Genomic DNA, 25311 nt, shown 5'->3' with positions numbered 1-25311 from the left:
CGCCGTCGTGGCCGGTGGCAGCATCGCGGGGCTCGCCACCGCCCTGGCCCTCACCCAGCGCGGCTGGCGGGTAAGGGTCCTCGACCGGGCGGCACCGGCGCCGGAGGGCCCCTCGCGCAAGGCGGCCGAGCACTGGGACCGGCCGCTGGTGCCACAGAGCGGCCACTCCCAGTTCCTCCAGTCGCTCGGCGTCCAGACGCTGCGCGAACACGCTCCGTTCCTCCTCGACGCGGCCGTCGAGGAGGGCGGGCAACTACTGGACATGACGGCAGTGGCCCCGCCGTCCGCCGAGCCCGCCGATCAGGAGGGAGACGAGCACCTGGTCGCCCTCGGCATGCGCCGCCCGGTGCTGGAACTGCTGTTCCTCCGCGCGGTGCGGGGCCGGCCGGACGTCACCGTCAGCCACGGGACCACCGTCCAGGGACTGCTGCTGGCCGCGGACGGCCGCCGCGCCACGGGCGTGGTCACCGCCGACGGCGAACGGATCGCCGCCGACATCGTCGTCGACGCCACCGGCCGTGCCGCGCTGTCCCGCGCGTGGCTCTCCGCATCGGGTGTCGAGGTCGCGCCCGACGAGACCTCTCCGTCCCACCTGCGGGCCTACACCCGCTTCTTCAGGCTGCTCGACCCGGGCGCCCGCCCCGGGCCGCTGAACCGGGGCAACGCCGCCGGCGGTGTCTGGGACCACTACGCGGCCGTCGTCCACCCGGCCGACGGCGACGTCTTCGCCATCACCCTCGGGGTTCCCACCGCGGACCGGGCCACCACCGCGCTGCGCGACTCCGGCGCCTTCCTGGCCGCCTGCCGGCTGTCCCCGTTCGTCGCGCCCTGGGTCGACCCCGCGGCGGCCGAGCCCTTCACCCGTGTCCAGGCCATCGGCATGCCGGCGAACACGGTGCGCGGCGTCATCACTCCGCGACAGCGCCCCGTGGCCGGCCTGTTCGCCGTCGGGGACTCCGCCGCCCGCACCAACCCGCTGTACGGGCGAGGCGTCTCGCTCGCGCTGCGGCACGCCTTCACGCTGGCCGAGCTGCTCGACGAGGGCCTGCCGGCCGAGCAGTCGAGCGAGCGGGCCATGGCGAGCGCGTACGACCTGTACCGGCCCTGGTACGAGCAGTCGGTGCATGACGACGACGCCCGTGACGCGATGTGGCGGGCCCGACTGGCGGGCGAGGAGACCGTGCCCCTGCCCTCCGTGGTGCCCGGCGGCCCGCCCCTTCCCCTGGTGGCGAACGCGGCCGCGACGGACCGTACCGTGTGGCGCGGCCTGGTCCGCGGCTCGATGAGCCTGGACCGGCCCGCGGACGTCTTCAGTGACCCACGCGTGCTGGAGCGGATCCGGACCGCCCCGCGTCCGGCCGCCCCCGTGCCCGGAATCCGGCCTCCGACCCGCGAGGAACTGCTGGCCGCCCTGGCGGCGGGGAAGGAGTCCTGAGCGTGGAGGCGCCGCCGAACGTGCTGCTCGCTCCGATCACCGTCACCCCCTCGAAACCTCTCACCCCCAGCCACCTGAAGGGCCTGTTCTGGGCGGACGTGCTCCACCGGGCCACCGGGCACCTGACGGAGATCACGTACCGGCACAGCCAGACCACGTTCTTCCCCACCGAACAGGTCGTGGGCTTCTGGGAGTTCCTGGACCGGACCGAGGGCGACACGGACTACTCCAGCGCGTCCGAGGAGGAGATCGGCGAACTCTACGTGCGTTTCCGGGCCGAGGGCCGCCGCGCCGGCGCGGAAGCCATACGCCCCTACATGGAGGCCGTGGAGAGCGGATGGGTGCATCCCGCGAGCGCCAAGGTGCTCCGTCTGTGGTCCGGACACTACGCGCGGCTGGGGCTGCACGACCCCGGGCTCCTGACGCACCAGCCGCCGGAACTCGGTCTGGAGGAGATGATCGAGCGGTTGGTCGCCTCCGGCAAGGGCCTCGACCAGCGCGGCTGGGGCGGCCCCGTGTATCTGGACCTGACCGGCTCGGGACAGCCGCTGCGGCAGATCGTCACCCCTGACGGCCGCCCCAACTACCTCGCGTGCGCCCTGCGCGAACTCATGGCACTCGCGCCGCGGTACGACGAGGTCGTCCTGCTGTACGACCGGGAACTCGACCCGGACTACCGGCTGCTGGAGCAGGTCCTCCGCGGACCGGGCACCACGGTGCGCCGCATGCCGATCGGGCGGGTGCCCATCGGCGGGCAGATCCTCTCCGCGCGCCACGGCGGGTGGCACGACCACACCGTCGACGCCCTGCTGGCCGCCCTCGACAAGGATTACGACGCCGCCGCGATCCGACTGGGCATGCGCCTGTACTTCCTCGCCACGCTCGGCCCGGGCGACCAGGACTCGTTCCGCCACGACCTGCTCGCCAAGTGCTGCGCACGCGCCGAGCGGCTGCTCGACCGGTCGTCGTCCGAGCCGGAGTCCGAACCCGGGAGACTGGCCGCGGACCTGGGCCGCCACCGGCGCTCCCACCTGTACGTCGATCCGTACCGCCTGACGTCGTCCCTGCTGGCCAGAAGCCGCGTCAGCCTCGCCCCCGACCTGCTTTCCACGGTGTCCCCATGACGCACATCCTCACGAACGAACGGCTGCTCGCCGTCACCGCCGAGCGGATCCGCGCCACCCGGCCCGACCTCGTCACCGACCTCGATCTGACGTCCGTCCAGGAGCTGGAAGAGGCGCGGACCCGGATCGCCGCCCACACCGATGACGAGGGCTCGGTGGTCGTCGCCGTGGTCCGCTCCCCCAGCCTGCCCGTCTGGACCGCCCAGACGTGCGCCTTCGCGCTGGCGCTGCCGGCCGACCAGGCCGGTGCCTGGCGGCGCGGGTTCACCCGGACCCTGCACCTGGCCGGCCAGCCGCTCCACCTCACCGACCGGTTCCGGTTCGCGCACGTCGCCCCGGAGGGGTCGGTCGGCTGGACCGAACCGCTTCCGAAGGCCGACGCCCACAAACTGCGGCGGCTGCTCAAGACCTTCGTCGGCGGGCGCGAGCTCCGGTCGCGGCCACCCGTCACCGTGCGGGTGCCGCACCGGGCCGAGCACGCCGAGGGCCGGGACACGACGCGCCGGCCGAGCCACCGCGAGTTGTACTACGCCACGGCGAAGGTGACCGTCGCGCAGGGCCTCGTCCACCTCAACCACCTGCTCGTCGAAGCGGTCATGGACGGCCTGATCAGGGCAGGGGACCGAATCACCCTGCGGCCCGTGCCCCGGCTGGCCGGGCTCGACCGGGACTTCGCGGCCGTACGCGCCGAGACGGACACGCACCGCCCCCACGCCCTCCAGGCCTACGCGGCCCTCACCAAGGAGCTCTGAATGACCCACGCCCCCGACGCCGTCGCGTCCGTCTCCGGCGGCGGTCGCGCACCGGCCGTCCGGCTGGGCATCCACGAGACGCCGGGCATCGCGCACGGCGTCATCGCCCGAGCCGGGCTGCATCCGCGGGACTTCGAGCTCGTGCCCTACGACATACGGGACCCGTTCCGGCCGCTGCGCACCGGCCAGGTCGATGTGATGATCGTCAAATACGGGCTGCGCGAGGACGACATCACGGTGGGCCTCCCGGTCGACTTCGACGAGCGCGCCGTCCTCATGGACGCCGAGCATCCGCTGGCCGGCCGGGCCTCCCTGTCCATCGAGGACGTGGCCGCCTACCCGGTGTTCGAGCGCCCCGAGGGGTTCCCGTCGTACGTGTGGGACCTGATCGTGCCCCCGCGATCGCCGGCCGGGGCACCGATCCGCCGCGTCCACCCTCTCACCACGGTCCCCGCCCTGGTGCACACGCTGACCACCACGCAAGCCGTGCACGTGTCGTTCCGCTCGGTCGAGGCGGCCCTGCCGCCGCGGATCAGGGCCGTCCCGCTGCACGACGTGCCCAGCGCGCCGATCTCCCTCGCGTGGCCGAGCGGGCGGGAACTGCCCGGCCCGGTCCGCGCTTTCCTGACCGCCGCCGAAGCCGGGGCGGTGCCCGATCCGGCAGTCCGTCGACCCAGGAGGACCACACCACCATGCTGACCGCCATCGACGGAATCCCGGTGCACTACACAACGCACGGTCACGGCCCCGGGCTCCTCCTCGTCCCGTCCGCCGGCGCGGACAACGCGACGACCTTCGGCCACCTGCTGGACCGGTTCACGGACCGGTTCACCGTCATCGCACCGGACTTCTCCGGCAGCGGCCGCACACCGCTGCCGCGGGAGCCGCTCACCGTCGAGATGCTGGCGGACCAGGTGGCCGGCGCGGCACACGACGTCACGGACGGGCCGTACGACGTGGTCGGATTCTCGCTCGGGGCGCTCGTGGCCGCGGCCGCCGCGGCCCGTCACCCCGGACGTGTGCGCCGCCTCGTGCTGATCTCCTGCTGGAACCGCGGTGACGACCCGCGCCAGCAGCGGCTCCAGGCGCTCTGGCAGCGGCTGGCGGACACGGATCCCGAGGCGTACGCGCAGTTCACCGCCCTGTCCGTGTTCTCCGGGCCGTTCCTGTCGGAGGCCGGGAACGCGGCCATGGACCAGTTGATCGGGCTGATCACCACCGAGGACGGCGTCCGGGCACAGATGGACCTGGCGACCCGGATGGACGTCAGCGGCGAGTTGGCGCTCATCACCGCGCCGACGCTCGTCATAGGCGCCGCCCGGGACCACTGGGTGCCGGCGCCCCACGCCCGGGAAACGGCCCGCGCCATCAAGGACAGCCGCTACGAGGAGGTCGACAGCGGCCACATGTCCGTCTTCGAGACGCCCGACGAGGTGGCCCGGCTCGTCGCGGAGTTCCTCGACGCCTGACCGGTCGCGCCGCTCACCGCTCCGGGTGCCTGACACCCGCCCAGGGACGCCACCCGGGCGGCGTCACATCCTGGCCCCGAAGTCCTGGGTCCACCAGGGACCGCCCGTGCCCTTGTGCACGCCGACGCCGATGTTCTTGAAGGAGCAGTTGAGGATGTTGGCGCGGTGGCCGGGGCTGTTCATCCAGGCGTCCATCACGGAGGCCGGGGTCTGCTGGCCCAGGGCGATGTTCTCGCCGTACGTCGACCACTGGTAACCCGCGGCGGTGATGCGCTTCCCGGGGTCCGCGCCGTCCGGGTCGACGTGGTCGAAGAAGTGGCGCGCGGCCATGTCGTCGGAGTGCGCCTGCGCCGCCCGCTGGAGCCGGGGGTCCTCGGTCAGCGGGGAGCAACCGGCGCTCGCGCGCTCCTTGTTGACCAGCGCCACCACCTGGCTGACGGTGTCGCCGGCCGGCGGCGCGGTGGTCCGCGCCGGGGCCGTCGGGGTGGCCGGACGCGGTGTCGGCGTGCTCTTCCGCGTCGGGCTCGGGCTCTTGGCGGCCGCCTTCCTCGACTGCTCCGGCTTCGCGGACTTCGAGGGGGACGGCGTGGGCGACGGGGGGGCGGGCACGGCGCTCGGCGTGGAGAGGTCCGCCACGGAGGCGCCCGCGGTGCGGTCGGCGCTCGTGCTGTCGGCGCCGGGCCCGGAGTCCAGGCCGAAGTACCACAGTCCGCCGCCCGCGACACAGGCCGCGACGACGCCGCCGACGGCCCGGCGCCGGGCGCGCCTGCGCCGGCGGGACGCGCCGCGGGCGCCGTTGCGCGCGGCGCCGCGCCCGCCCGAGCGGCCCCGCGCGGCTCGTCGTCCGGCCCCGGCGCCGGTCCCCGGGCCGCCCGCTCCGGCCGGGGTGTCGAACGCCGCCGCGACCGGCGCCATCCCGTCCGGGGCGGCGCGCAGCGCGGCGAGCAGCGCGGGCGCGGCGGCGACCAGCGCGAGACCGGCCAGCAGCCCCTCCGCCGGCATCAGTCCGCTCCACAGGCCGGAGCAGCGCGGGCAGCCGCGGGCGTGCCGGGCGACGCGTTTGCGCCACAGCGCCGAGGGTCTGCCGTCCCAGGCGGTCAGCACGACCCGCAGTTCCTCGCAGCGCGGCCGCGCGTCGAGGGCCCGTACCACCACCCGGGCCGCCTCCAACTGGGCCTTCATCCGCTGCACGCGGACCGCGGTGTGCTCGGGTGTCAGCTCCAGGGCGGCGGCGACCTCGGCGCGGGTCAGCTCGCCGGCGCACTCCAGCCACCACAGCGACAGCAGCCCACGGTCGTCGGGCTCCAGCCAGCGCGTGGCGTGCGCGGTCTCCTGGCGCTGGCCGGACAACTGGAGCTGCACCACCGTCAGATCCACGAAGTCGGCGCCCGGATCGGCCCGGTCGTGCGCCTCCTCCACGGCGGCGGGCGCGGACCGCCGGGCCTGCCAGTGGTCGCGGACCTGGTTCATGGCGATCGCGACGAGCCAGGAGCGGAAGCGCTCGGGAGTGCGCAGCCCGCCGAGCCCGTCGAGGGCGCGCAGCATGGTCTCCTGCACCACGTCGTCGACGTCCACGGAGCCGTTCAGCGCCCGCCCCACGATGTTGTAGACCAGTGGAAGGTAGGCGCTGACCAGGGCGTCCTGTGCCGCCGCGTCACCCTCGCGGGCCGCGGTCACCAGGGCCGCCGTCTCCACCGCGTCCGTGTGCCGTGTGCTCATCAGATGTTTCCCGTCCTCGACGCCGAACGATTGTTCCCGACGACTGGGAGACCGTTCGAAGCGGCCCGGATAACAGTTGTCCGGGGGCCGGTTTCCGGCCGCTTCCGGCGCCGGGTTCGCGGCACGGGGACACAAGGGCACAGTGCGGCCAACTCGGGCCCGGCGCCCGGGGATTCACAGCGTCGAAGTTGGTCTAGTCCTCTTGACGGGGTGAGTCGGCGGCGGTTTGGTATGTACCAACATCCCCGCCGTGCACGGCACCACCACCCCACCACCCATGCCCCCAGGGGCATCCCCGAGAGGGGCTCACTGTCATGCACCTGGCAAGACTCGGCAGACTCGCGGCCTCCGCCTGCGCGTTCGCGCTCGCGGCCACCGGCGCGGCCGTCGCCCTCGCCCCCGCGAGCAGCGCGGCGACGAACAGCGCCACGGGCGGCAGCGTCTACTCCGTCGCCCCCTACGTCGACATGTCGAACGGTCAGGAAGGCCTGCTCGACACCGCCATCACCGGCCACCACCTCAAGGCGTACACCGCCGCCTTCGTCCTCGGCGTGGGCTGCAACCAGGTCTGGGGCGACACCCTCCCCGTCGGCAACGACTCCTACACCGATCCCGAGATCGCCCGGGCCAAGTCCGAGGGCGCCTCCGTGATCATCTCCTCGGGCGGCGCCAGCGGTCTGCCGCTCGCCTGGACCTGCACCACCCAGAGCAGCATCGACGCCGGGTACCAGGCCCTCGTCGACGACTACGGCGTCACCCAGCTCGACTTCGACATCGAGGGCGCCGCCGTCGCGGACACCGCGGCCGCGGCCCGCCAGATGCAGGCGATGAAGGACCTCAAGGCGGCCAACCCCGGTCTCCAGTTCTCCGTCACCCTGCCGGTGTTGACGAGCGGGCTGACCAATGACGGCGTCAACATCATCAAGGCCGCCGAGAACGCGGGCGTCAAGATCGACGTCGTCAACATCATGGCCATGGACTACTACGCCGGCACCGGCACCGAGATGGGCCAGGGCGCGATCGACGCCGCCAAGGCCACGCTGGCGCAGATGCGGTCCGTCGACTCCGGGTACGGCTACGCCAACCTCGGCATCACCCCGATGATCGGCAAGAACGACGACGGCTCCACGTTCACCCTGGCCGACGCCCAGACCGTCGAGAACTTCGCCGCGCAGAACGGCGTGGGGCGCCTCGCCTTCTGGTCGGTCAACCGGGACCAGCCGTGCGGCGGAAACGCCAACTCCCTGCCCACGTGCAGCGAGATCGGCCAGAACAGCCTGGCGTTCACGGACGCGTTCGTCCCGTACGAGGGCAGTTCGGGCGGCGGGGGCGGGGGCGGCGGCACGAGCAGTGACTTCTCGCTGTCCCTCTCCCCCGGCTCCGCCTCGGTCGCCCAGGGCGGTTCCGCCACCGCGACCGTCGCCACGGCCACCACCTCGGGCAGCGCCGAGTCCGTCGCCCTCGCCGCCTCCGGCGCGCCCTCCGGCGTCACCGTCTCCTTCAGCCCGGCCTCGGTGACCTCCGGCAACACCTCGACGCTGACGGCGGCCGTCGGTTCGTCCGTGGCCGCGGGCACCTACCCGATCACCGTCACCGGCACCGGTACCGGTACCGGCGGCACCCACAGCGCGACCTACACGCTCACCGTCACCACCAGCGGCGGCGGGGGCGGTGGCGGCGGGGGTTCGCCGGCCAACGCCGGGTTCGAGACCGGGAGCCTCGGCCCCTGGACCTGCGCCGGCGGCAGCACGGTGGTCTCCACGCCGGTCCACTCGGGCAGTCACGCCCTCCGGATCACCCCCGACTCCGGCGGCACCGGTGAGTGCGACCAGACCGTCACCCTGTCCCCCAATCACAGCTACACGCTCACCGGCTGGGTCCAGGGCCCCTACGCCTACCTCGGCGTCAGCGGCGGCGCCACCGCCAGCACCTGGTCGAACAGTTCGAGCTGGAACCAGCTGAAGGTCTCCTTCACGACCGGCACCAGCGGTGCCATCACCGTGTACGTCCACGGCTGGTACGGCCAGGGCGACGTCTACGCCGACGATCTCGCCCTCGGCTGACCCCCGGCCGCGCGCCCGGTGCCCGCGGGTGCCGGGCGCGCGGTGATGCGTGAGCCTGGAGAGGTGTCTGGTGTTCCCGTCGTCCGGCTCCCGGCGCCGTACGCCGCCCCGGGGCGCCGGGCGATCCAGGTGACGGTGGTCGCCGCGGCCGGTTTCTACCTCTTCCGCTACGGCCTCGACCGCCCCGTCGCCGCCACGTACGCCCTGTTCGCCGCGGTGGCGCTGGGCGGGCTGGCCAGGATCCCGGGCACCGGGCGGCAGCGCGCCGCGGTGGTGCTGCGGCTGATCCCGGTGGGCTGGCTGCTGGTGATCGTCGGGACATGGCTGTCGGTACGGACCTGGAGCGCCGTCACCGGCATGCTGGTGGTCGGTTTCCTGCTGGCCTTCTCCGCCGTCGGCGGCCCGCGTCCGGCCGGGGCGGCGCCGGGACTGCAACTGCTCTACATCCTTCCGTCGTTCCCGCCCTACGACCCCGCCCGGCTCGGCGACCGGCTGGTCGGCACGACCACCGGCATGGCCCTGCTCGTCCTCGCCGAGGCCCTGCTCTTCCCCGAGCCCGCCCCGCCGCCGTACCGGGAACGCGCCGCCCACGCCGCCGCCGTCGCGGCCCGCTGCACCACCCTGCTCGCCGCCCCGCCGTACTCGCTCTCCCGGTCCGAGGGCCGCTCCGCCCGTGAAGCCGGCCGCCGCCTTCGCTCCCTGACCGTGCCCGAGGCGGACCGTCCGGCGGGCCCCGGGGTACGGGAGCGCGCCCTGTCCCACACGGGTCTGGCCACCCGGGCGCTGCTGAGCAGGCTGCCCCGGCTCACGGCCCTCCCGGAGGGCGGTGCCCCGCCCGACGCCGCCGTCACCGCCGTGCTCGACGCGGTCGCGCGGCTGGCCGGCGCCACCGCGGCCTGTCTCCGAGGGGGCGCCTCGCCCCTGGCCGAGTACCGGGAGCTGGCCGCGGTCCGTGCCGTCCTGTCCGCCCGGTCCGCGACCCCACCAGGGGAATCCAACACGCCCGCGCCGGACGTGTTGCGGCGGCACGCGGCCGTGCTGGAGGTCGCCGATGCCGCGCTGGCGATGGGGGCGGCTGCCGATCTGGCGGTGCACGGCCGGCGGGCCCGGGCGGTGGGGCCGCCGGAGCGCTTCTGGTACGCGGCCGCCCGGGCCCCGGCGCTGTGGTGGCACCGGGTGCGCGGGCACGCCGGGCGGCGGTCGGTGTTCTTCCAGAACGCCGTGCGCATCGCCCTGGCACTCACGGCGGCGCGGCTGGTGGCCGGCGTGGACACGCTGCCCCACGGTTTCTGGGCGATGCTGGCGACGCTCACCCTCACTCGCACCACCATGGACGAGACCTGGACCACCATCCGGGCGGCGCTCGCGGGCACGCTGGCCGGCGCCCTGGTGACCGGCGGAACGCTGGCCCTCGTGGGCCCGCACACCGGTGTCTACGCCGTCCTCCTCCCCCTGTGGATGCTGTTCGCCTTCACGGTGGGGCCCGTCAAGGGAGTCGGCTGGGCCCAGGGCCTGTTCACGGTGCTGGTCGCCCTGGTCTTCGCCCAGCTCGCCCCGCCGACCTGGCGGCTCGCGGAGGTACGACTGCTCGACGTGCTGGTCGGCAGCGCGATCGGCGCGGTCTTCGGGCTGCTGGCCTGGCCCCGCGGCGCCCATGACGAGTTGCGGTTCGCGGCGGCGGAACTGCTGCGCAGGGCGGCCGAGATCGTGGTGGCGACCAGTGCCTCGGTGGCCCGGCGGGGACCGGTGCCGGTTCCGGCGGGGATGCCCGGGCATCGTTCGCTCCAGCACGCGGTGATCCTCGCGGAGTCCGCGTACGGGCAGTTCCAGAGCGAGCCGACACCGTTCGGCGGCAGGGGGCGCGGGCCGGCGCTGCCCGGGGTGGACTGGCAGGCGGCGCTGATGGCCGGGCACCACACCCTGTGGGGTTCGGAACGGCTGCTGGAGCCGCCGTGCACCGGCCTCGGCCCGGCGGCCGCGACGGTCAGCGCGCTCGGGGACCGCGTGGCCGGCCGGATGCTCCTGCTCTCGGCGGCACTGGACCCCGGCGGCGACACCCCGGCGGCCCCGGTGCCCCGCCTCGCCCGGACCCTCGCGGGCGCCGACGCGGAACCACCCGGGGCGCCGAGGCTGTACTACGCCACCGTGTCCTGGCTGGACTCCCTCATGGCCGATCTGTCCAGAGTCGCCCGCGGGGGACCGCCTCCCCCGCACTGACCCCGCCGGACCGCTGCGGGGATCCCCGATCCACGGGTAGGCGTGAAGGGAGGCCCGGCCCGGTCTCCCCCGTACGGCGCCGGCCGGGCTGGCCGGCGGAAGGAGCGAATGGGATGAGCGGAGGGACGCGGCACCCGGACCGGGACGAGCCCGGAAGGGCGCGGACCGGGGCGCGGCACGCCGCGCGGCCCCAGACCGAACAGCCCGCGCGGCCCCAGACCGAACAGTCCGTGCAGCCCCAGGCCGACCAGGCCGACCAGGCCGACCAGGCCGTCGAGCCGACCGGGCTGATGGATCTGCTGGGTGTCGCCGCGGTGCTCCTGGAGGCGGACGGCCGGATCGACATGTGGAGCCCTCAGGCCGAGGAGTTGTTCGGCTACGCCCGCGCGGAGGCCGTCGGGCAGTACGCGGCGCCCCTGCTGCTGCGCCCCGAGCACCGCGAGGCCGCGATCCGGCTGTTCGCCGAGGTGATGGAGACCGGGCGGGGCTGGGCGGGGGCCTTCCCGGTGCGGCACAAGGACGGCGGCACCAGGATCGTCGAGTTCCGCAACATGCGGCTGACCGACCACCTCGGCGATCACTACGCGCTGGGGCTGGCCACCGACCGCTCCACCCTGCGCCGGGTGGAGCGCGACGCCGCCCTCTCCGCCCGGCTGGTCACCCAGGCCCCGATCGGGCTGTCCGTCCTCGACACCGATCTGCGCTACGTGGCCGTCAACCCGGCCCTGGCGGCCATGCACGGCGTGCCCGAGGCCGACCACGTCGGCCGGCACTTCGGCGAGCTGCTTCCCGACCGGGCGTTCCGCTCGGTCGAGGCCCGCATGCGCGAGGTCCTGGAGACCGGGACCCCCGTGGTGAACCGGCAGGTGGTGGGCCGTACCGCCGCCGACCCGGGCCACGATCACGCCTGGATGACGTCGCTGTACCGGCTGGAGGACCACCACGGGCACACCCTGGGGATCGCCACGGTGGCGGTGGAGGTCACCGACCGCTACCGCGCGGCCCAGGAGGCCGAGCGGGCCCAGCGGCGGCTGCGGCTGATCGCCGGCGGCTCGGCGCGCATCGGCACCACCCTGGAGGTGGAGCGCACGGCGCGGGAGCTGGCCGACGTCCTGGTGCCCGACCTCGCCGACATGGCCGCGGTGGACCTGCTGGACAGCATGCTGCGCACGGGCCGCACGGAACCGGGCGAGGGCCCTCCGCTGTTCCGTGCGCTGGCGGTGAAGACCGCCTACCCCACCGACGCCGCCGGGGCGCTGGTGCCGCCCGGCCGGCTCACCGTCTACCACGCGGGCCACCCCGCGGCCGAGAGCGTGCGCACCGGGCGCCCCGTGCTGATCACCCACCTGGACAGCGGCGACGTCGGCCGCGTGGCCGCCGACCAGGTGGCCGCCCGGCTGCTGGCCCAGGCCGGTGTGCACACCGACATGGCCGTGCCGCTGATCGCACGGGGACAGTGCATCGGCGTCATGGGCCTGGCCCGCGCCCGCAACCCGCTGCCCTTCGACGCGGACGACCTGGCGCTGGCCTGCGAACTCGCCTCGCGGGCCGCTCTGAGCATCGACAACGCCGTCCTGCACCAGCACACCCGCAGCACCGCCGAGGCCCTCCAGCGCAGCCTGCTGCCCCGGCTCTCGCCCTGCCATCCGGGCCTGGAGATCGCCGCGCGGTACCGGCCGGCGCAGGCGATCGGCGAGGTCGGCGGCGACTGGTACGACGTGATCGCACTGGACGGCGACCGCACCGCCCTCGCGGTGGGCGACGTCATGGGCAGCGGGATCCCGGCGGCGGCCACCATGGGCCGGCTGCGCACCGCCACCTCCACGCTGGCGGACCTCGATCTCGACCCGGCGCGGGTCCTCACCCACCTCGACCGGATCACCCTCGGCCTCGACCCCTACATCGCCACCTGCGTGTACGCCGTGCACGATCCCCGGCTGGCCCGTCTGGAGGCGGCCTCCGCCGGTCACCTGCCGCCGGTCCTGATCCCGTCCGACGGGCCGCCGCGGCTTCTCGACCTGCCCACCGGCACCCCGCTGGGCGTCGGCGGCGTGCCCTTCGAGTCCACCACGCTCGCCCTGCGGCCCGGCGACCAACTGGTCCTCTACACCGACGGCCTGGTCGAGACGCGCGACGACCCGATCGACGCCCGGCTGGCCGAGCTGCTCCGGCTGCTTGCCCCGCCGTACCACCCCCCGGAGGAGACCTGCGACCGGCTGCTGCGGGAACTCCGGCATCCGGCCGGCCACGACGACGTGGCCCTCCTCATCGCCCGCGTGCTGCCGCTGGGGTCCTAGGGGGTGTCCGACGGGCCGGCCGGGCGCACCGCCGTGGCCAGCCAGGACGTGGTGGGGAGCCGGACCGTGCCGTTCTTCGTCTCGTGGGGGCGCAGATGGTCCGTCAGGGTGCGGCGGGCGCGGTCCCGCGCGGGGGCGTCGGCCTGTCGCATCAGATGGCCGCCGGGGCCCGTGCCCAGCAGGAAGTCCGCCGCGTCCTCGGCTCCGTGCCCCCAGGTCCCGTACGCCTGGACCCGGCTGACGGTGACGCCGGTGAAGCCGGCCGCGGTGAGGATCTCGTGGACGCGGTCCCGGGCGGCGAGGGAGAACATGCCGGGCAGCCCCGGCCTGCCGAGGTCGCCGAACGGCAGGATGTCGCGCAGTGCCGCCAGCGCCGCCACCCCGCCGTTGAGCGTGGCGTCGGCGGGGCAGACGAACGCCAGGCGTCCGCCGGGGCGCAGCGCCCGGCCGATGTTGCCGAACGCCGCCACGGGGTCGGCGAAGAACATCACCCCGAAGCGGCTGATCGCCGCGTCGAACGTGCCCGGTTCGAAGGGGTGCGCCTGTGCGTCGCCCTGGGTGAAGGAGACGTTGGTGATGCCCTCCCGCTCCGCGCGGGCCCGCGCCTCGGCCAGCATCGGGCCGGACAGGTCGAGGCCCAGCGCGCTCCCCCGGGGTGCGCGGAGCGCGGCGAGCCGGGTGGTCTGCCCGGAGCCGCAGCCGAGGTCGAGGGTGCGGTGCGCCTCGCTGATCGCGGCGGCTTCGAGCAGCGGCTCGTTGAAGCCCTCGTTCACGGCGTTCCAGCGGTCCTGGTTGCGTGCCCAGTGGGTGCCTTCCGGGCCGTTCCATGCCTGCGCCTGCTCGGTGTTGACGATGTCCGGCACGGGTGCCTCCTGCGGTGGACAGCGGAGAATGGGCGTGTGCCCAAACTGTATGGGCGCGCGCCCGTACTCGCAATCCCCGTTACCATCCGAGGAGTTCGCCCCCTCGCGGCCGAGGACGGCAGGACGCAGGAGAACGGAAGAGAACAGAAGAGAACGGAAGAAAGAGGCACATGTCACCGCGCGGAGTAGCGACGCCGGACGTGCGCGAGCGGCTGTTCGCGGCGGCCGAGCGCGTCGTGGACAGGGACGGGCCCGGCGCGCTCACCAGCCGTGCCGTCACCACCGAGGCGGGCTGCGCCAAGGGGCTGCTGCACGCGCACTTCACGGGGCTCGACGAGTTCGTGGCCGAGCTGTGCCTCGACCGGTTCGCGCGGACGGCGGCGAAGGCGCGGGCGCTGTCGGGGCTCGCCGGGCAGCACACGGTGACGCGGAACCTGGACGCCGTCGTCCTCGTGCTGTTCGACTCCGGTGGTCCGGCCCTGTCGGGCCTGGCCATGACGCGCCCCGCCGCCGCGGCCCGCATCCGCGCCGCCCTGGAGGGCGGGGCGCCGGGTTTCACCGCGATCGAGGAGTCCGTCACCGGCTATCTTCGGGCCGAACAGGGGCTCGGCAGGGTGGCGAAGACCGTCGACCCGGGCACCGCGGCCCTCGCGATCGTCGGTACCGCCCACCATCTCCTGATGACCGGTTGGCCCGGCACCCCCGACCCCCGGCCCGCCATGACCCGCCTGGTGGCCGCCCTGGTCGGGGCCTGAACCAGGCCCCGGTGGGTCACCGCTCGCGCGCCGGCAGAGCGAGCACCTGGGGCCGTACGACCGTCCACGCGGCGGCGGGCAGATCGCCGAGGGCGGTGGCGCGCAGGGACCGGAGGGTCTCCTCGGGATCGGCGTCGCGTACGGCGGCGCCGACGAGGACGTCGTAACCGTCGCGTACGGCGACGCGGACGACGTCCCCCGCGCCGTCGCCGGAGTGCAGGGCGGAGGCCGCCACGAGGGGCGGCGGGCCGCCCGCGTCGGCGGGGAGCTTGCGGTAGGCGCAGGCGACCGGGACGCGCCAGCGCAGAGCGATCAACACCGGGCGTTTCGCGATGACTTCGGCCAGGTCCGTCTCGTGGAGGCCGTCGGACTCCAGCACCGTGGCCCGCGCGTCGAGGACCAGCGCGGCGGGTAACAGACAACGCAGCGCGCTGCCCACGAGGTTGCCGCCGACCGTCGCCGTCCGGCGGACGGCCCCGGTGCCCACCGTGGCGGCCGCGAGGCGCAGTACGTCCGGCACCCGGCCGTCGATCCGCCCGAGGAGCACGGCGGCGCCGAGCGAGTCGGGTCCGATGACGTTGGCCTCCGGCAACCGGCACAGCGACATGGCCAGTTCGGGGAACCCGTCACGCTGCCAGGTGGCCCACACGAGCGTCGCCCCGCCGACCGGGACGGCTCCCTCGGCCAGGCATTCCCGCGCTTCGGAGACGGACGTGGGCAGACGCAGCAGCACAGTGACCGACCTGCCTTCCTCGGGGCCCCGAAGTCTGCTCGGGCGGGCGGGGGCGCGTACAGGGCTCACGCGGGCACAGCGACGCGCCCCCTCACCGTCAGTCGTGCGGCACCACCGCCACCGGCGCCGTCGCGTGGTGCAGCACCGCATGCGTCACCGGGCCGATGTGCGTGCCGAACGAGGCCGGGCGCCGTCGCCGGCCGACGACCACCAGCCCGGCGCCGTGCGAGGCCTCGACCAGTCGCAGCGACGCGCTCCCGTACCCGCATTCCTCGGTGACCTCGACCGCGGAGTACTTCCGCCGCCACGGCTTGAGCACCTCGCTGAGCGCGGCCTCCTCCTGGCGGGACCACTCCTGGTCGAAGGTGGGGTCGGCGGCGAAACCGTAGGCGTAGTACGGCGGCATGGACCAGGTGCGCAGGGCCCGCACCGGCGTCCCGCGCCGTTCGGCCTCCTCGAAGGCGAACGCGAGCACCGTGTCGTCCGGTTCGGTGGTGTCGACGCCGAGGACGACCGGGCCCTCGGGGGCGTCACCGTCCGGGCGCCACCCGGACCGCACCAGGACGACGGGCCGTCCGGCGCGCGCGACCACCGAGAACCCGACGGAGCCGACGAGGTGGCCGCCGAGCCGGCCGAGGCCCCGCGAGCCGAGCACCAGCAACTCGGACTCCTCGGCGACCGCCGCGAGCAACTCGCCGGGGAAGCCGTCCTGGTGTTCGGACAGCACCTCCAGGTCCGGGTGGCGCAGCCGCAGTTCCTCCGCCGCCTCGCGCGGGATCCGCTCGGTCCAGTGCCGCCGCGTCGCCACGCCGATCACCGGATCCTGCGCCATGGACTCCGTCACCGGCTCCCACACGTGCACCAGGCGCAGCGGCAGCCCGCGCAGCCGCGCCTCACCCGCCGCCCACTCGGCGGCGGTACGGCTCTCGGGGGACCCGTCGAGGCCCACGGTGACGGTGCGGGACATGACGTCCACCTCCTGTTGTCGGACATCCCGTTCGGGATCGCCTCAAGCCTCGTCGCCGCGCCGCCCGAGGGGCAGGGCCCTCAGGGTCCCCGTCCGGGGCCGACCGGCCCTGGGGCGGGCACCATGGCGAACGCGACCGCTTGTGCTCGACCGCGGACCGGTCCTGTACGGATTCGCCCATCACTGGTGCGTGTTTGCGCCAGGACGCGACAAGTCACGGCGGTGGGAGGCCGGTTGCGCTGGGATGTCCGTAGCAGCACGAGCGACATGGCGGGGTGGATATGAATGCGTGCGTGGACGAGCCGGCCTGTGCGGCGGACCCCGCGGTCCCCCGGCGGTGCCGGTGCGGAGCCCCCTTGTCGCAGGGCGGCCCGTCGACGGCCGAGGAGCGCTTCCGGGGGCTGCTGGAGGCGGCGCCGGACGCCATGGTGATCGTCGACGACAGCGGCGCCATCCGGCTGGTCAACGCCCAGACCGAGGCCCTCTTCGGCTACCACCGCGAGGAACTGCTCGGCCGCCCGGTCGAGTTACTCGTACCGCACCGCTTCCGCGACCACCACACCCGGCATCGCGACGGCTACGCGGCCAACCGGCAGGTGCGTCCCATGGGCGCGGGGCTCGAACTGCACGGACTGCGCAAGGACGGCAGCGAGTTCCCCGTCGAGATCAGTCTGAGCCCGCTGGAGACGGCGGACGGGCTGCTGGTCTCCGCCGCCGTGCGCGACGTCAGCGACCGCAAGGCGGCCGAGGCCCGGATCAACGAACTCGCCGCGCTCGTGGAGTCCTCCCAGGACGCCATCCTCGCCAAAACCCTGGACGGCGAGATCACGTACTGGAACGCGGCCGCCACCGAGCTGTACGGCTACTCCGCCGAGGAGGTCATCGGCCGGCACGTCTCCCTGCTCGCCCCCACCGAACTCCAGGACGACATCTGGGCGTTGCTCGAACGCCTGCGCCAGGGGGAGAAGGTCGAGCACTTCGAGACGCTGCGGGTCACCAAGGACGGGTCGCTGCTGGACGTCGACGTCACACTGTGGCCGACGCGGGACGCCGCCGGCAAGGTCGTCGGGGCGTGCGCCATCGTGCGGGACATCAGCGACCGAAAGCGGGTGGAGGCCGAGCTGACGGCCCTGCTGGAACAGCAGCGGCACATCGCCCTCACCCTCCAGCGCAGCCTGATGGGGACGCCGCCCGCGCTGCCCGGTCTGGACACCGCGAGCCGCTACCGGCCCGCCACCCAGGGCGCCGGTGTCGGCGGCGACTGGTTCGACCTGATACCGCTGGGCGCGGGCCGGGTCGGCGTCCTCATCGGCGATGTGATGGGCCGCGGTCTGGAGGCGGCCGCCGTGATGGGCCAGCTGCGCTCCGCCGCGCACGCGCTCGCCAAGACGGGCATGCAGCCCCGCCAGTTGACGCAGGCCCTGGACGCCGTGGTCGCCGACCTGGACGTGCCGGACCAGTTGGTCACCTGCTGCTATCTGGTCATCGCCCCGGACGCGGGCACCGTCACCGTCTGCTCCGCCGGGCATCTGCCGACCCTCGTCGTCGGCCCCTGGGAGGGCGTGCGGGCGCTGCCGGCACCGGTCAACGCACCGCTCGGGGTGGGCGGTGTGCTGTACGAGCAGGCGTGCTTCGACATCGCTCCGGGCGCCACGCTCGTGCTGTACACCGACGGGCTGATCGAGACGCCGGGCAGCGACATCGAGGCGCGGGTCGGCGAACTCACCACCGTCCTGGACACGTTCTTCCCGCGCTGCGCCGACCTGGAGGCGGCCGCCGACCATGTGCTGGCCGAGCTGCTGCCGGACGCCGACGGCCACGACGACGACGTGACCCTGCTGTTCGCGCGGCTCCCGGCGGCGCCGCTGGCCGCCGTCACCACCGAGCTGTCCGCCGTCCCCTCCTCGGTCCCCGAGGGTCGGGCCTTCCTGCGCCGGACGCTGGCCTCGTGGGAGTGTGCCGCCCCGGCCGACGACGCGCTCCTGCTGCTGTCGGAGACCCTCACCAACGCGGTGCAGCACGCCGAGGGCCCGGTGGGGCTGCGGCTGTGCCGTACGGCCACGGATCTCACCGTCGAGGTCAGCGACCGCAACCCGCACCTGCCCCGGCCCCGGCACGCCGCCGGGGACGAGGAGTGCGGACGGGGCCTGTTCCTGGTCCGCACCCTCGCCGACAGCTGGGGGGTACGGCCGACCGACGAGGGCAAGACGACCTGGTTCACGCTGAAACTGTGACCGCCCGCGCGGGGCCCCGGAAGGCGAGGCGGTCCGCGAGGGCCCGGACAAGGGCCGACCGGCCCTACCCCGGCCGGGTCCGCGCGGAGACGATGGCCTGGTGCTCCAGAACGACTTTCGCGCACTCGACAGGCGGACATGCCTGCGCCTGCTGGCCAGGGTGCCGGTCGGCCGGGTCGTGTACACCAAGCAGGCGCTCCCGGCGGTCCTCCCGGTCAATTTCTGCCTCGACGCGGACTCCTCCGTGCTGCTGCGCACCTCGGCGGGCTCCGATCTCGTGCGTGCCATCGACGGCGCGGTGGTCGCCTTCGAGGCGGACGAGTTCGACGCGGCGACCCGCTCCGGCTGGAGCGTGGTCGTCACCGGCCGCGCCTCGCTGCTGCCCGGCGCCGAGGGCCGTGAGCTCCTCGACGGCCCGGACTCCTGGATGCCGGTCCGCGACGACGTGCTCGTGCGGATCGACTCCGAGATGGTCACGGGGCGTGAGCTGACGGGTGCCTGAGCGGCCGCCGCCTCAGCCGGCGGTCACCGGGGCGAACCAGGTCGGTTCCTCGGTCATGGCCTGCTTGATCCGGGAGAGCGCGAACTCGTTCAGGCCGGGCAGCGCGTCCACCGCGAACCAGCCGACCTCCAGCGACTCGTCGTCGTTGACCCGGGCCTCGCCGCCCACCGCCCGGCAGCGGAAGGTGATGTCCATGTACTGACAGACGTCCCCGTTCTCGTACGTGACCGGTTGCAGCGCCTGGACCAGGACGACCCGCTCGGGCACGCACCGCACCGCCGTCTCCTCGAAGACCTCCCGCACCGCGCAGTCCGCGGGCTGCTCACCCGGCTCCGGGATGCCGCCGACCACCGACCATTTCCGGGTGTCGGTGCGCCGGCCGAGCAGCACCCTGCCCTCGTCGTCGAAGACGATCGCCGTGACTCCGGGCAGCCAGAGCAGCTGCCGGCCGGCCGAGGCACGCAGGGTGCGGATGAAGTCGGGAGTAGCCATGGCCCCGACCTTAACGGGCCACGGGCGCGCTCCCCGGTCACCCGCCCGTGTACTACGCCTCGACGGCGCGGCGGGCCCGGAGCCCGCTGCCGACCGCCCAGCCGATGCCGGCCACGGCGAGGAGCACGAGCACCGTCTCCGGCAGGACGCCCAGGTCGGTGGCGGGGGTGGTGGAGGTGCGCAGCGGCACCTTCTGCTCCAGGTAGGCGGGCACGAACATGCCGGTCCGCTGGGTGATCTTCCCGTCCGGCATGATGACCGCGCTGACGCCGCTGGTGACCGGGACGGTCACGGTGCGGCTGTGCTCGACGGCGCGGATGCGGGACATGGCGAGCTGCTGGTAGGTCATCTCGCTGCGGTCGAAGGTCGCGTTGTTGCTCGGCACGGAGATCATCTCGGCGCCGTGCGTCACGGTGTCCCGCACGTCCCAGTCGAAGGCGGCCTCGTAGCAGGTGGCGAGGCCGACCTTGGCGCCGTCCATGTCGAACACACCCGGCTCGGTGCCCCGGCTGAAGTCCTGGCGGAGCATGGTGGTCCAGTCCTTGTTGATGGCCCCGACGAATCCGCGCAGCGGCATGTACTCGCCGAACGGCTGGATCTGCCGTTTGTCGTACGTCTGCGTCGGTCCCTTGACCGGGTCCCACAGGATCTGCTCGTTGAGCTGCTTGCCGTCCTTGTCCACGACGGCGCCGACCGAGATGGGCACCCCGATCGCCCGCGAGGCCTCGTCGATGACGGCGGTGGCGTCGGCGTCGGCGTAGGGGTCGAGGTCGGAGGAGTTCTCCGGCCAGAGCACGAAGTCGGGCCTCGGGACCTTGCCCGCCTTGACGTCGGCGGCCAGCTTGAGGGTCTCGCGCACATGGCGGTCGAGCACCGCGCGGCGCTGCGCGCTGAACTCCAGGCCCGCGCGCGGCACGTTCCCCTGGATCACGGCGACCGTCCTGGTGCCGTCCTCGGCCTTGTCGCTCACCAGGCCGCGCGCGGCGAACGCGCCGGCCACCGGCACGGCCACGCTGAGCAGCGCGGCGGCGGCCGCCGCACGGCGCACGGGGTGGGAGCGGCGCCGTTCGGCGATCAGCCGGGCCGCCTCGTGGAGACCGAATCCGCACAGGACGACCGCGAAGCCCAGCACCGGGGTGCCGCCGACCGCGGCGAGCGGCAGGAAGACGCCGTCCGCCTGCCCGAAGGCGATCTTCCCCCAGGGGAAACCACCGAAGGGCACGCGCGCCCGTACGGCCTCGCCCGTGATCCAGAGGGCCGCGGCCCACACCGGCCAGGCGGGCAGCCTGGACACGGCGGCGACGCCCACGCCGACCAGCGCGACGAACACGGCCTCCACCGCGACCAGGGCCAGCCACGGCACCATGCCGACCTCGACGCCGGTCCACACCAGCAGGGGCAGCAGGAAGCCGAGCCCGAAGAGATACCCGAGCCCGAGGGCCGCCTTCCAGCCACGCCCCCGCAGCACCCAGCCGAACCCGGCGAACGCGGGCAGCGCCAGCCACCACAGGGAGCGCGGCGGGAAGCTGACGTAGAGCAGCACCCCGCAGAGCGCGGAGGCGACGGCCGGGACCAGGCGCAGCAGCCGGCGGCGGAGCGCGCCGGGCGCGGGGGACTGCCGGATCCGGTCCGACTGGTCCACGGAAGTTGCGGTGACGGTCACCCGGGTGAGTGTACGGCGGCTGACCTCGGCATTGACAGCCGCGGTCGGCGGGCGCGGACGGCCACGGCGGGCAGCGAGCGCTCGCCGGAAGCGGCTATGCCGCCGTCCCCGGGGCGATCGACCGCAGCCGTGCCCTGATCACCCGGACCGCCGACTCCGCGTTGTCCACGGTGACCGTGAACGTGTGCCCGTCCCACAGGCTGAGCACGATGCCCTCGCCCCGGCGTACGACCACCGCGGTGCCCTTCTCGGGACGCCACCGGTAGCCCCAGCCGCCCCACTGCCGCGGGGTCACCAGGGCGGTGAAGTCGGCGCCCGCCACGTGGGAGAGCGGGATGCGGCGGCGCGGCAGCCCGATGTGGCCGCAGCGCACCTCGACGCACTCCCCGTCGAGCCTGAGGTCCACGTGGACGAAGGCGAGGGTGCCGAAGAGGACCAGCAGCCCTGCCGCGATGCAGCCGACCACGGACATCGTCAGCGCGGTGGTCCCGGAGGACGTCCACGCGGAGTCCACGGCCAGCTTGATCCCCAGGGCCAGGCAGGCCGCCCCGGCCAGCGCCATCAGCCACTGCACCCGGTTGGTGGCCCGTCCGGTCCAGACCTCGGGGGTGAAATCGTCCTCGGTACGGGGCTGGTCCCTCATGACTACGAGGTTACTCAGGATTCCCCGCGCGGGTACCGTCTCTCGGCCCGCGCCTGCCCCATGCGGCCCTGGGGCGGTACCGGGATGTCCGTGCCGCGGCAGGCCCGCCGCGGACACGTCAGCTGCGGTCGGCCAGCGACCCCACCGCGGGCAGCAGTCGTCCCTCGGCATAGTGCAGTGCCGCCGCCGGCAGTCCGCCCTCGCGGCCGCTGAGCAGCACCGTGAGGGTGCCCTCGGCGGGGGCCCCCGAGGCGGGCGGTTCGCCGAGGCGGCGCAGCGCCTGGGCGGCCACCGCGCCGGCGGAGCCGTGCAGGACCAGCGGAGCCGCGCCGGGACGCTGCACGGCGGCGCGGATGCGTTCCGCGACCAGCTCGTAGTGGGTGCAGCCCAGGACGACAGTCGTCACGTCGTCCGGCGTCAGCGCGGCCGCCGCGGCGACGGCCGTCTCGATCGCCGCCTCGTCCGCGTGTTCGATGGCCTCGGCGAGACCCCAGCACGGCACCTCGGTCACCGGCACCCCGTCGGCGAAGTCCGCGATGAGTCCGCGCTGGTAGGGGCTGCCGGTGGTGGCGGGGGTCGCCCAGATCGCGAAGGGCCCGCCGCCGGCCGCGGCCGGCTTGATCGCCGGGACGGTGCCGATCACCGGGATGCCGGGCTCCAGCCGGGCGCGCAGCGCGGGCAGGGCGTGCACACTGGCGGTGTTGCAGCCGACGATCAGCGCGTCGGGCCGGCGGGCCGCGGCGGCCTCGGCCACGTCCAGCGCGCGCCGGGTGAGATCCTCGGGGGTGCGCGGTCCCCAGGGCATGCCGTCGGGGTCCAGGGAGAGGACGAGATCCGCGTCGGGGCGCAGGCGCCGTACCGCGGCGGTGGCCGCGAGCAGACCGATTCCGGAGTCCATGAGCGCGATCTTCACCCGGTCACGATAGACGATCCGCTCATGTGAACGGCTCGGGTGGGGCAGACTGCGCCCGTGAGCGCCTTCTTGTGGATCACCGTCGTGTCGCTGGCCGCCTGGTGCTGGCTGCTGCTGTGCCAGGGGTTCTTCTGGCGCACGGACGTCCGGCTGCCGCGGCGCCGGGAACCGGACGCGTGGCCGTCCGTCTGCGTGGTCGTACCGGCCCGCGACGAGGCCGCCGTGCTGTCCGTGAGCCTGCCGTCGCTGCTCGCGCAGGACTATCCGGGGCGGGCCGAGGTCTTCCTGGTGGACGACGGCAGCACGGACGGCACCGGGGAGCTGGCCCGGGACCTGTCCGCACGGCACGGCGGGCTGCCGCTCACCGTGGGTTCGCCGGGCGAGCCGCCGGCGGGCTGGACGGGCAAGCTGTGGGCGGTGCGGCACGGCATCGCGCTGGCCCGCGCGCGCGATCCCGAGTACCTGCTGCTGACGGACGCGGACATCGCCCACGCCCCGGACAGCCTGCGCGAACTGGTCGCGGCGGCCGGTACCGGCGGCTTCGACGTGGTCTCGCAGATGGCACGGCTGCGGGTGGAGAGCCGGTGGGAGCGGCTGGTGGTGCCGGCGTTCGTCTACTTCTTCGCGCAGCTCTACCCCTTCCGGTGGATCGGCCGCAGGGGCTCGCGCACGGCGGCCGCGGCGGGCGGCTGTGTCCTGCTGCGCGCCGGGATGGCGGAGAAGGCGCGGATCCCGGACGCCATCCGGCACGCGGTCATCGACGACGTCGCGCTCGCCCGCGCGGTCAAGGGCGCGGGCGGGCACGTCTGGCTGGGCCTCGCCGAGCGGGTGGACAGTGTGCGGCCCTACCCGCGGCTGCACGACCTGTGGCGGATGGTCTCGCGCAGCGCCTACGCCCAGCTGCGGCACAACCCGCTGCTGCTGCTCGGCACCGTGGCCGGGCTCGCGCTGGTGTACCTCGTGCCACCGGTGGCGGTGGTCGCGGGCGCGCCGGCGGGCAGCGCGCCGGTGGCGGCCGTCGGCGCGCTGGCGTGGGCGGTGATGGCGGGCACCTATGCGCCGATGCTGCGCTACTACCGGCAGCCGCTGTGGCTCGCGCCGTTGCTGCCGTACACCGCGTTCCTGTACCTGCTGATGACGGTGGACTCGGCCGTGCAGCACTACCGGGGCCGGGGGGCCGCCTGGAAGGGCCGGACGTACGCCCGCCCCGGCGCGGTGCCGGACGAGGGCTGAGCACCGCTCACTTGCGGCCGGGCTGCCAGTTCAGGCCCCAGCCGTAGGCGCGGTCCATGGTCCGCTGCGGGCTCACCCCGCGCTCCGGCACGAGGTAGCGGGCCTCGCGCCGGACGACGAGGTCGCCGCCCGTGTTGGTGATCAGGGCGAGCGCGCACACCGTGGAGGGGACCGTGCACTCGTCCAGCGAGAAGTCGACGGGGGCGCCGTGCTGCGGCTGGAGGGTGACGGTGGCGTGCAGTCCGGCGAAGGAGGCGGCGCCCTCGTAGACGGTGACGAAGACGAGGACGCGGCGCAGGTCCTGCCGGTGGTCGAGGTTGATCGTGAGGTTCTCGCCGCCGGCCGCCGCGCCGGTGCGGTCGTCGCCGTCGAGATGGATGTACGGCGGCCGGTGCAGCGATCCGAAGGAGTTGCCGAGCGCCTGGACGACCCCCTTGCGGCCGTCGGCGAGCTCGTACAGGGCGCACAGGTCGAGGTCGAGGTTCCCCGAGCCGCCGCCCCGGCGGGCGTCCGGACCCGAAATCCCTTGGCTGGTCCGCCAGTTGAGGTTCACCCGCATGACGCCCGAGGTGCCGCCCTGCTTCGTCAGCGAGACGGAGGGGGCGGCCTTGGTGAGGGTGACCTTGGTGAGGCGGACCGGGGGCGCGGCTTGGGCGGGGGGCGGCGGCGCGTCCGTCAGGGGCGCCGGGGCGGGCGGTGGCACGGCACGCTGCGGCTCGTCCACGGTGATGCCGAACTCCGTGGCGAGTCCTTCGAGTCCGCTGTCGTAGCCCTGGCCGACGGCGCGGAACTTCCAGCCGCCCTGGCGGCGGTAGAACTCGCCGAGCAGGAAGGCGGTCTCCACGGTCGCGCCCGGACTGTCGAAGCGGGCGACGAGCCGGCCGGTCGCGGGGTCGGTCACCTCGATGTACAGGTCCGGGACCTGCCCGAAGGTACCGCCGTCCGCCGAGGCGGCGAGGACGATCCGCTCGATCGCGCCCTCCACGCGCGCGAGGTCGACGGACAGGGTGTCGGTGACGACCGCGCCCTCGGTCCGCTTGCCCTCGTGGCGGACCGCGCCCGAGGGATGCGCGGGCTGGTTGTAGAAGACGAAGTCCGCGTCGGAGCGGACCTTCCCGGTGGCGAGCAGCAGCGCCGAGGCGTCCGCGTCGGGCACCCCGGGTCCGTGGCGCCGGCCCAGTTCGACCCGCAGCGCGGTGGTCGGCACCGGCGTGTTCGATCCCTTCGGCATGGACAT

The 25311-nt window shown here is 74.3% G+C and carries 21 protein-coding genes; 12 read left to right on the top strand and 9 right to left on the bottom strand.

Features of this window, described 5'->3' with window-relative positions; translation table 11 throughout:
* The first annotated feature begins 7 nt into the window (after positions 1 to 7).
* From AB0927_RS34470 to AB0927_RS34450, 5 genes are read left to right on the top strand one after another with little or no spacing between them, the layout of a single operon-like run.
* On the top strand, positions 8 to 1435 hold the full coding sequence (locus tag AB0927_RS34470) for a hypothetical protein (protein ID WP_366671745.1): 1428 nt from the start codon (positions 8 to 10) through the stop codon (positions 1433 to 1435).
* Between the two features lie 2 nt (positions 1436 to 1437).
* The gene (locus AB0927_RS34465; protein ID WP_366671744.1) at positions 1438 to 2559 is read left to right on the top strand and encodes a hypothetical protein; all 1122 of its coding nucleotides are present in this window, start codon (positions 1438 to 1440) and stop codon (positions 2557 to 2559) included.
* Positions 2556 to 3311 (top strand): DUF6182 family protein, encoded by a 756-nt coding sequence (locus AB0927_RS34460; protein ID WP_366671743.1) that lies wholly within the window; start codon positions 2556 to 2558, stop codon positions 3309 to 3311. Before AB0927_RS34465 ends, AB0927_RS34460 begins: the two co-directional genes overlap by 4 nt.
* A complete protein-coding gene (locus AB0927_RS34455; protein WP_366671742.1) occupies positions 3312 to 4010 on the top strand; it encodes a LysR family transcriptional regulator substrate-binding protein in 699 nt (232 codons plus the stop codon). It abuts the gene before it with no gap.
* Positions 4004 to 4780 carry an alpha/beta hydrolase gene (locus tag AB0927_RS34450; protein WP_366671741.1) on the top strand — a complete coding sequence of 259 codons (777 nt, stop codon included), beginning with the start codon at positions 4004 to 4006 and terminating at the stop codon, positions 4778 to 4780. The genes AB0927_RS34455 and AB0927_RS34450 overlap by 7 nt, the downstream gene beginning before the upstream one ends.
* 63 nt (positions 4781 to 4843) lie before the next feature.
* Here the strand turns inward: AB0927_RS34450 and AB0927_RS34445 are convergent, their stop codons facing one another.
* A complete protein-coding gene (locus AB0927_RS34445; protein WP_366671740.1) occupies positions 4844 to 6499 on the bottom strand; it encodes a sigma-70 family RNA polymerase sigma factor in 1656 nt (551 codons plus the stop codon).
* 314 nt (positions 6500 to 6813) lie between these two features.
* Between AB0927_RS34445 and AB0927_RS34440 the strand changes: the two genes are divergently transcribed.
* From AB0927_RS34440 to AB0927_RS34430, 3 genes are all read left to right on the top strand, one after another.
* Positions 6814 to 8562 carry a carbohydrate binding domain-containing protein gene (locus AB0927_RS34440; protein ID WP_366671739.1) on the top strand — a complete coding sequence of 583 codons (1749 nt, stop codon included), beginning with the start codon at positions 6814 to 6816 and terminating at the stop codon, positions 8560 to 8562.
* Positions 8563 to 8625: 63 nt separating this feature from the next.
* Positions 8626 to 10779 (top strand): FUSC family protein, encoded by a 2154-nt coding sequence (locus tag AB0927_RS34435; RefSeq protein WP_366671738.1) that lies wholly within the window; start codon positions 8626 to 8628, stop codon positions 10777 to 10779.
* Positions 10780 to 11069: 290 nt separating this feature from the next.
* Entirely contained in the window at positions 11070 to 13076 is a 2007-nt protein-coding gene (locus AB0927_RS34430; RefSeq protein WP_366671762.1) for a SpoIIE family protein phosphatase, read from the top strand.
* On the opposite strand, the gene AB0927_RS34425 is transcribed toward AB0927_RS34430, so the two are convergent.
* Positions 13073 to 13939, bottom strand: coding sequence for a methyltransferase domain-containing protein (locus AB0927_RS34425; RefSeq protein WP_366671737.1), 867 nt, complete (start codon positions 13937 to 13939; stop codon positions 13073 to 13075). The genes AB0927_RS34430 and AB0927_RS34425 overlap by 4 nt on opposite strands.
* A gap of 170 nt (positions 13940 to 14109) precedes the next feature.
* Between AB0927_RS34425 and AB0927_RS34420 the strand changes: the two genes are divergently transcribed.
* A complete protein-coding gene (locus AB0927_RS34420) occupies positions 14110 to 14694 on the top strand; it encodes a TetR/AcrR family transcriptional regulator (RefSeq protein WP_366671736.1) in 585 nt (194 codons plus the stop codon).
* Positions 14695 to 14710: 16 nt separating this feature from the next.
* On the opposite strand, the gene AB0927_RS34415 is transcribed toward AB0927_RS34420, so the two are convergent.
* Both AB0927_RS34415 and AB0927_RS34410 read right to left on the bottom strand, forming a co-directional pair.
* Positions 14711 to 15427 (bottom strand): FAD binding domain-containing protein, encoded by a 717-nt coding sequence (locus AB0927_RS34415; protein ID WP_366671735.1) that lies wholly within the window; start codon positions 15425 to 15427, stop codon positions 14711 to 14713.
* 97 nt (positions 15428 to 15524) lie between these two features.
* Positions 15525 to 16394, bottom strand: coding sequence for a universal stress protein (locus AB0927_RS34410; RefSeq protein ID WP_366671734.1), 870 nt, complete (start codon positions 16392 to 16394; stop codon positions 15525 to 15527).
* Between the two features lie 281 nt (positions 16395 to 16675).
* Between AB0927_RS34410 and AB0927_RS34405 the strand changes: the two genes are divergently transcribed.
* On the top strand, positions 16676 to 18628 hold the full coding sequence (locus tag AB0927_RS34405) for a PAS domain S-box protein (protein ID WP_366671761.1): 1953 nt from the start codon (positions 16676 to 16678) through the stop codon (positions 18626 to 18628).
* A gap of 97 nt (positions 18629 to 18725) precedes the next feature.
* The gene (locus AB0927_RS34400; RefSeq protein WP_366671760.1) at positions 18726 to 19130 is read left to right on the top strand and encodes a pyridoxamine 5'-phosphate oxidase family protein; all 405 of its coding nucleotides are present in this window, start codon (positions 18726 to 18728) and stop codon (positions 19128 to 19130) included.
* Between the two features lie 12 nt (positions 19131 to 19142).
* Here AB0927_RS34400 and AB0927_RS34395 read toward each other — a convergent pair whose 3' ends face one another.
* From AB0927_RS34395 to AB0927_RS34380, 4 genes are all read right to left on the bottom strand, one after another.
* Positions 19143 to 19622 carry an NUDIX domain-containing protein gene (locus AB0927_RS34395; protein WP_366671733.1) on the bottom strand — a complete coding sequence of 160 codons (480 nt, stop codon included), beginning with the start codon at positions 19620 to 19622 and terminating at the stop codon, positions 19143 to 19145.
* 52 nt (positions 19623 to 19674) lie between these two features.
* Positions 19675 to 21285: an apolipoprotein N-acyltransferase gene (lnt, locus tag AB0927_RS34390; RefSeq protein WP_366671732.1), complete on the bottom strand. Its 1611-nt coding sequence runs from the start codon at positions 21283 to 21285 to the stop codon at positions 19675 to 19677.
* 94 nt (positions 21286 to 21379) lie between these two features.
* Entirely contained in the window at positions 21380 to 21928 is a 549-nt protein-coding gene (locus AB0927_RS34385) for a hypothetical protein (RefSeq protein WP_366671731.1), read from the bottom strand.
* Positions 21929 to 22046: 118 nt separating this feature from the next.
* A complete protein-coding gene (locus AB0927_RS34380; protein ID WP_366671730.1) occupies positions 22047 to 22826 on the bottom strand; it encodes an aspartate/glutamate racemase family protein in 780 nt (259 codons plus the stop codon).
* Between the two features lie 72 nt (positions 22827 to 22898).
* On the opposite strand from AB0927_RS34380, the gene AB0927_RS34375 reads away from it, so the two are divergent.
* The gene (locus tag AB0927_RS34375) at positions 22899 to 24074 is read left to right on the top strand and encodes a glycosyltransferase (RefSeq protein WP_366671729.1); all 1176 of its coding nucleotides are present in this window, start codon (positions 22899 to 22901) and stop codon (positions 24072 to 24074) included.
* 7 nt (positions 24075 to 24081) lie between these two features.
* Here the strand turns inward: AB0927_RS34375 and AB0927_RS34370 are convergent, their stop codons facing one another.
* Positions 24082 to 25305, bottom strand: a complete 1224-nt coding sequence (locus AB0927_RS34370) for a TerD family protein (protein ID WP_366671759.1) — start codon at positions 25303 to 25305, stop codon at positions 24082 to 24084.
* Positions 25306 to 25311: the final 6 nt, after the last annotated feature.

This window comes from Streptomyces sp. NPDC048106, from assembly GCF_040706415.1.
Classification (GTDB): Bacteria; Actinomycetota; Actinomycetes; order Streptomycetales; family Streptomycetaceae; genus Streptomyces.
This window is presented reverse-complemented; position numbering and strand designations above follow the sequence as displayed.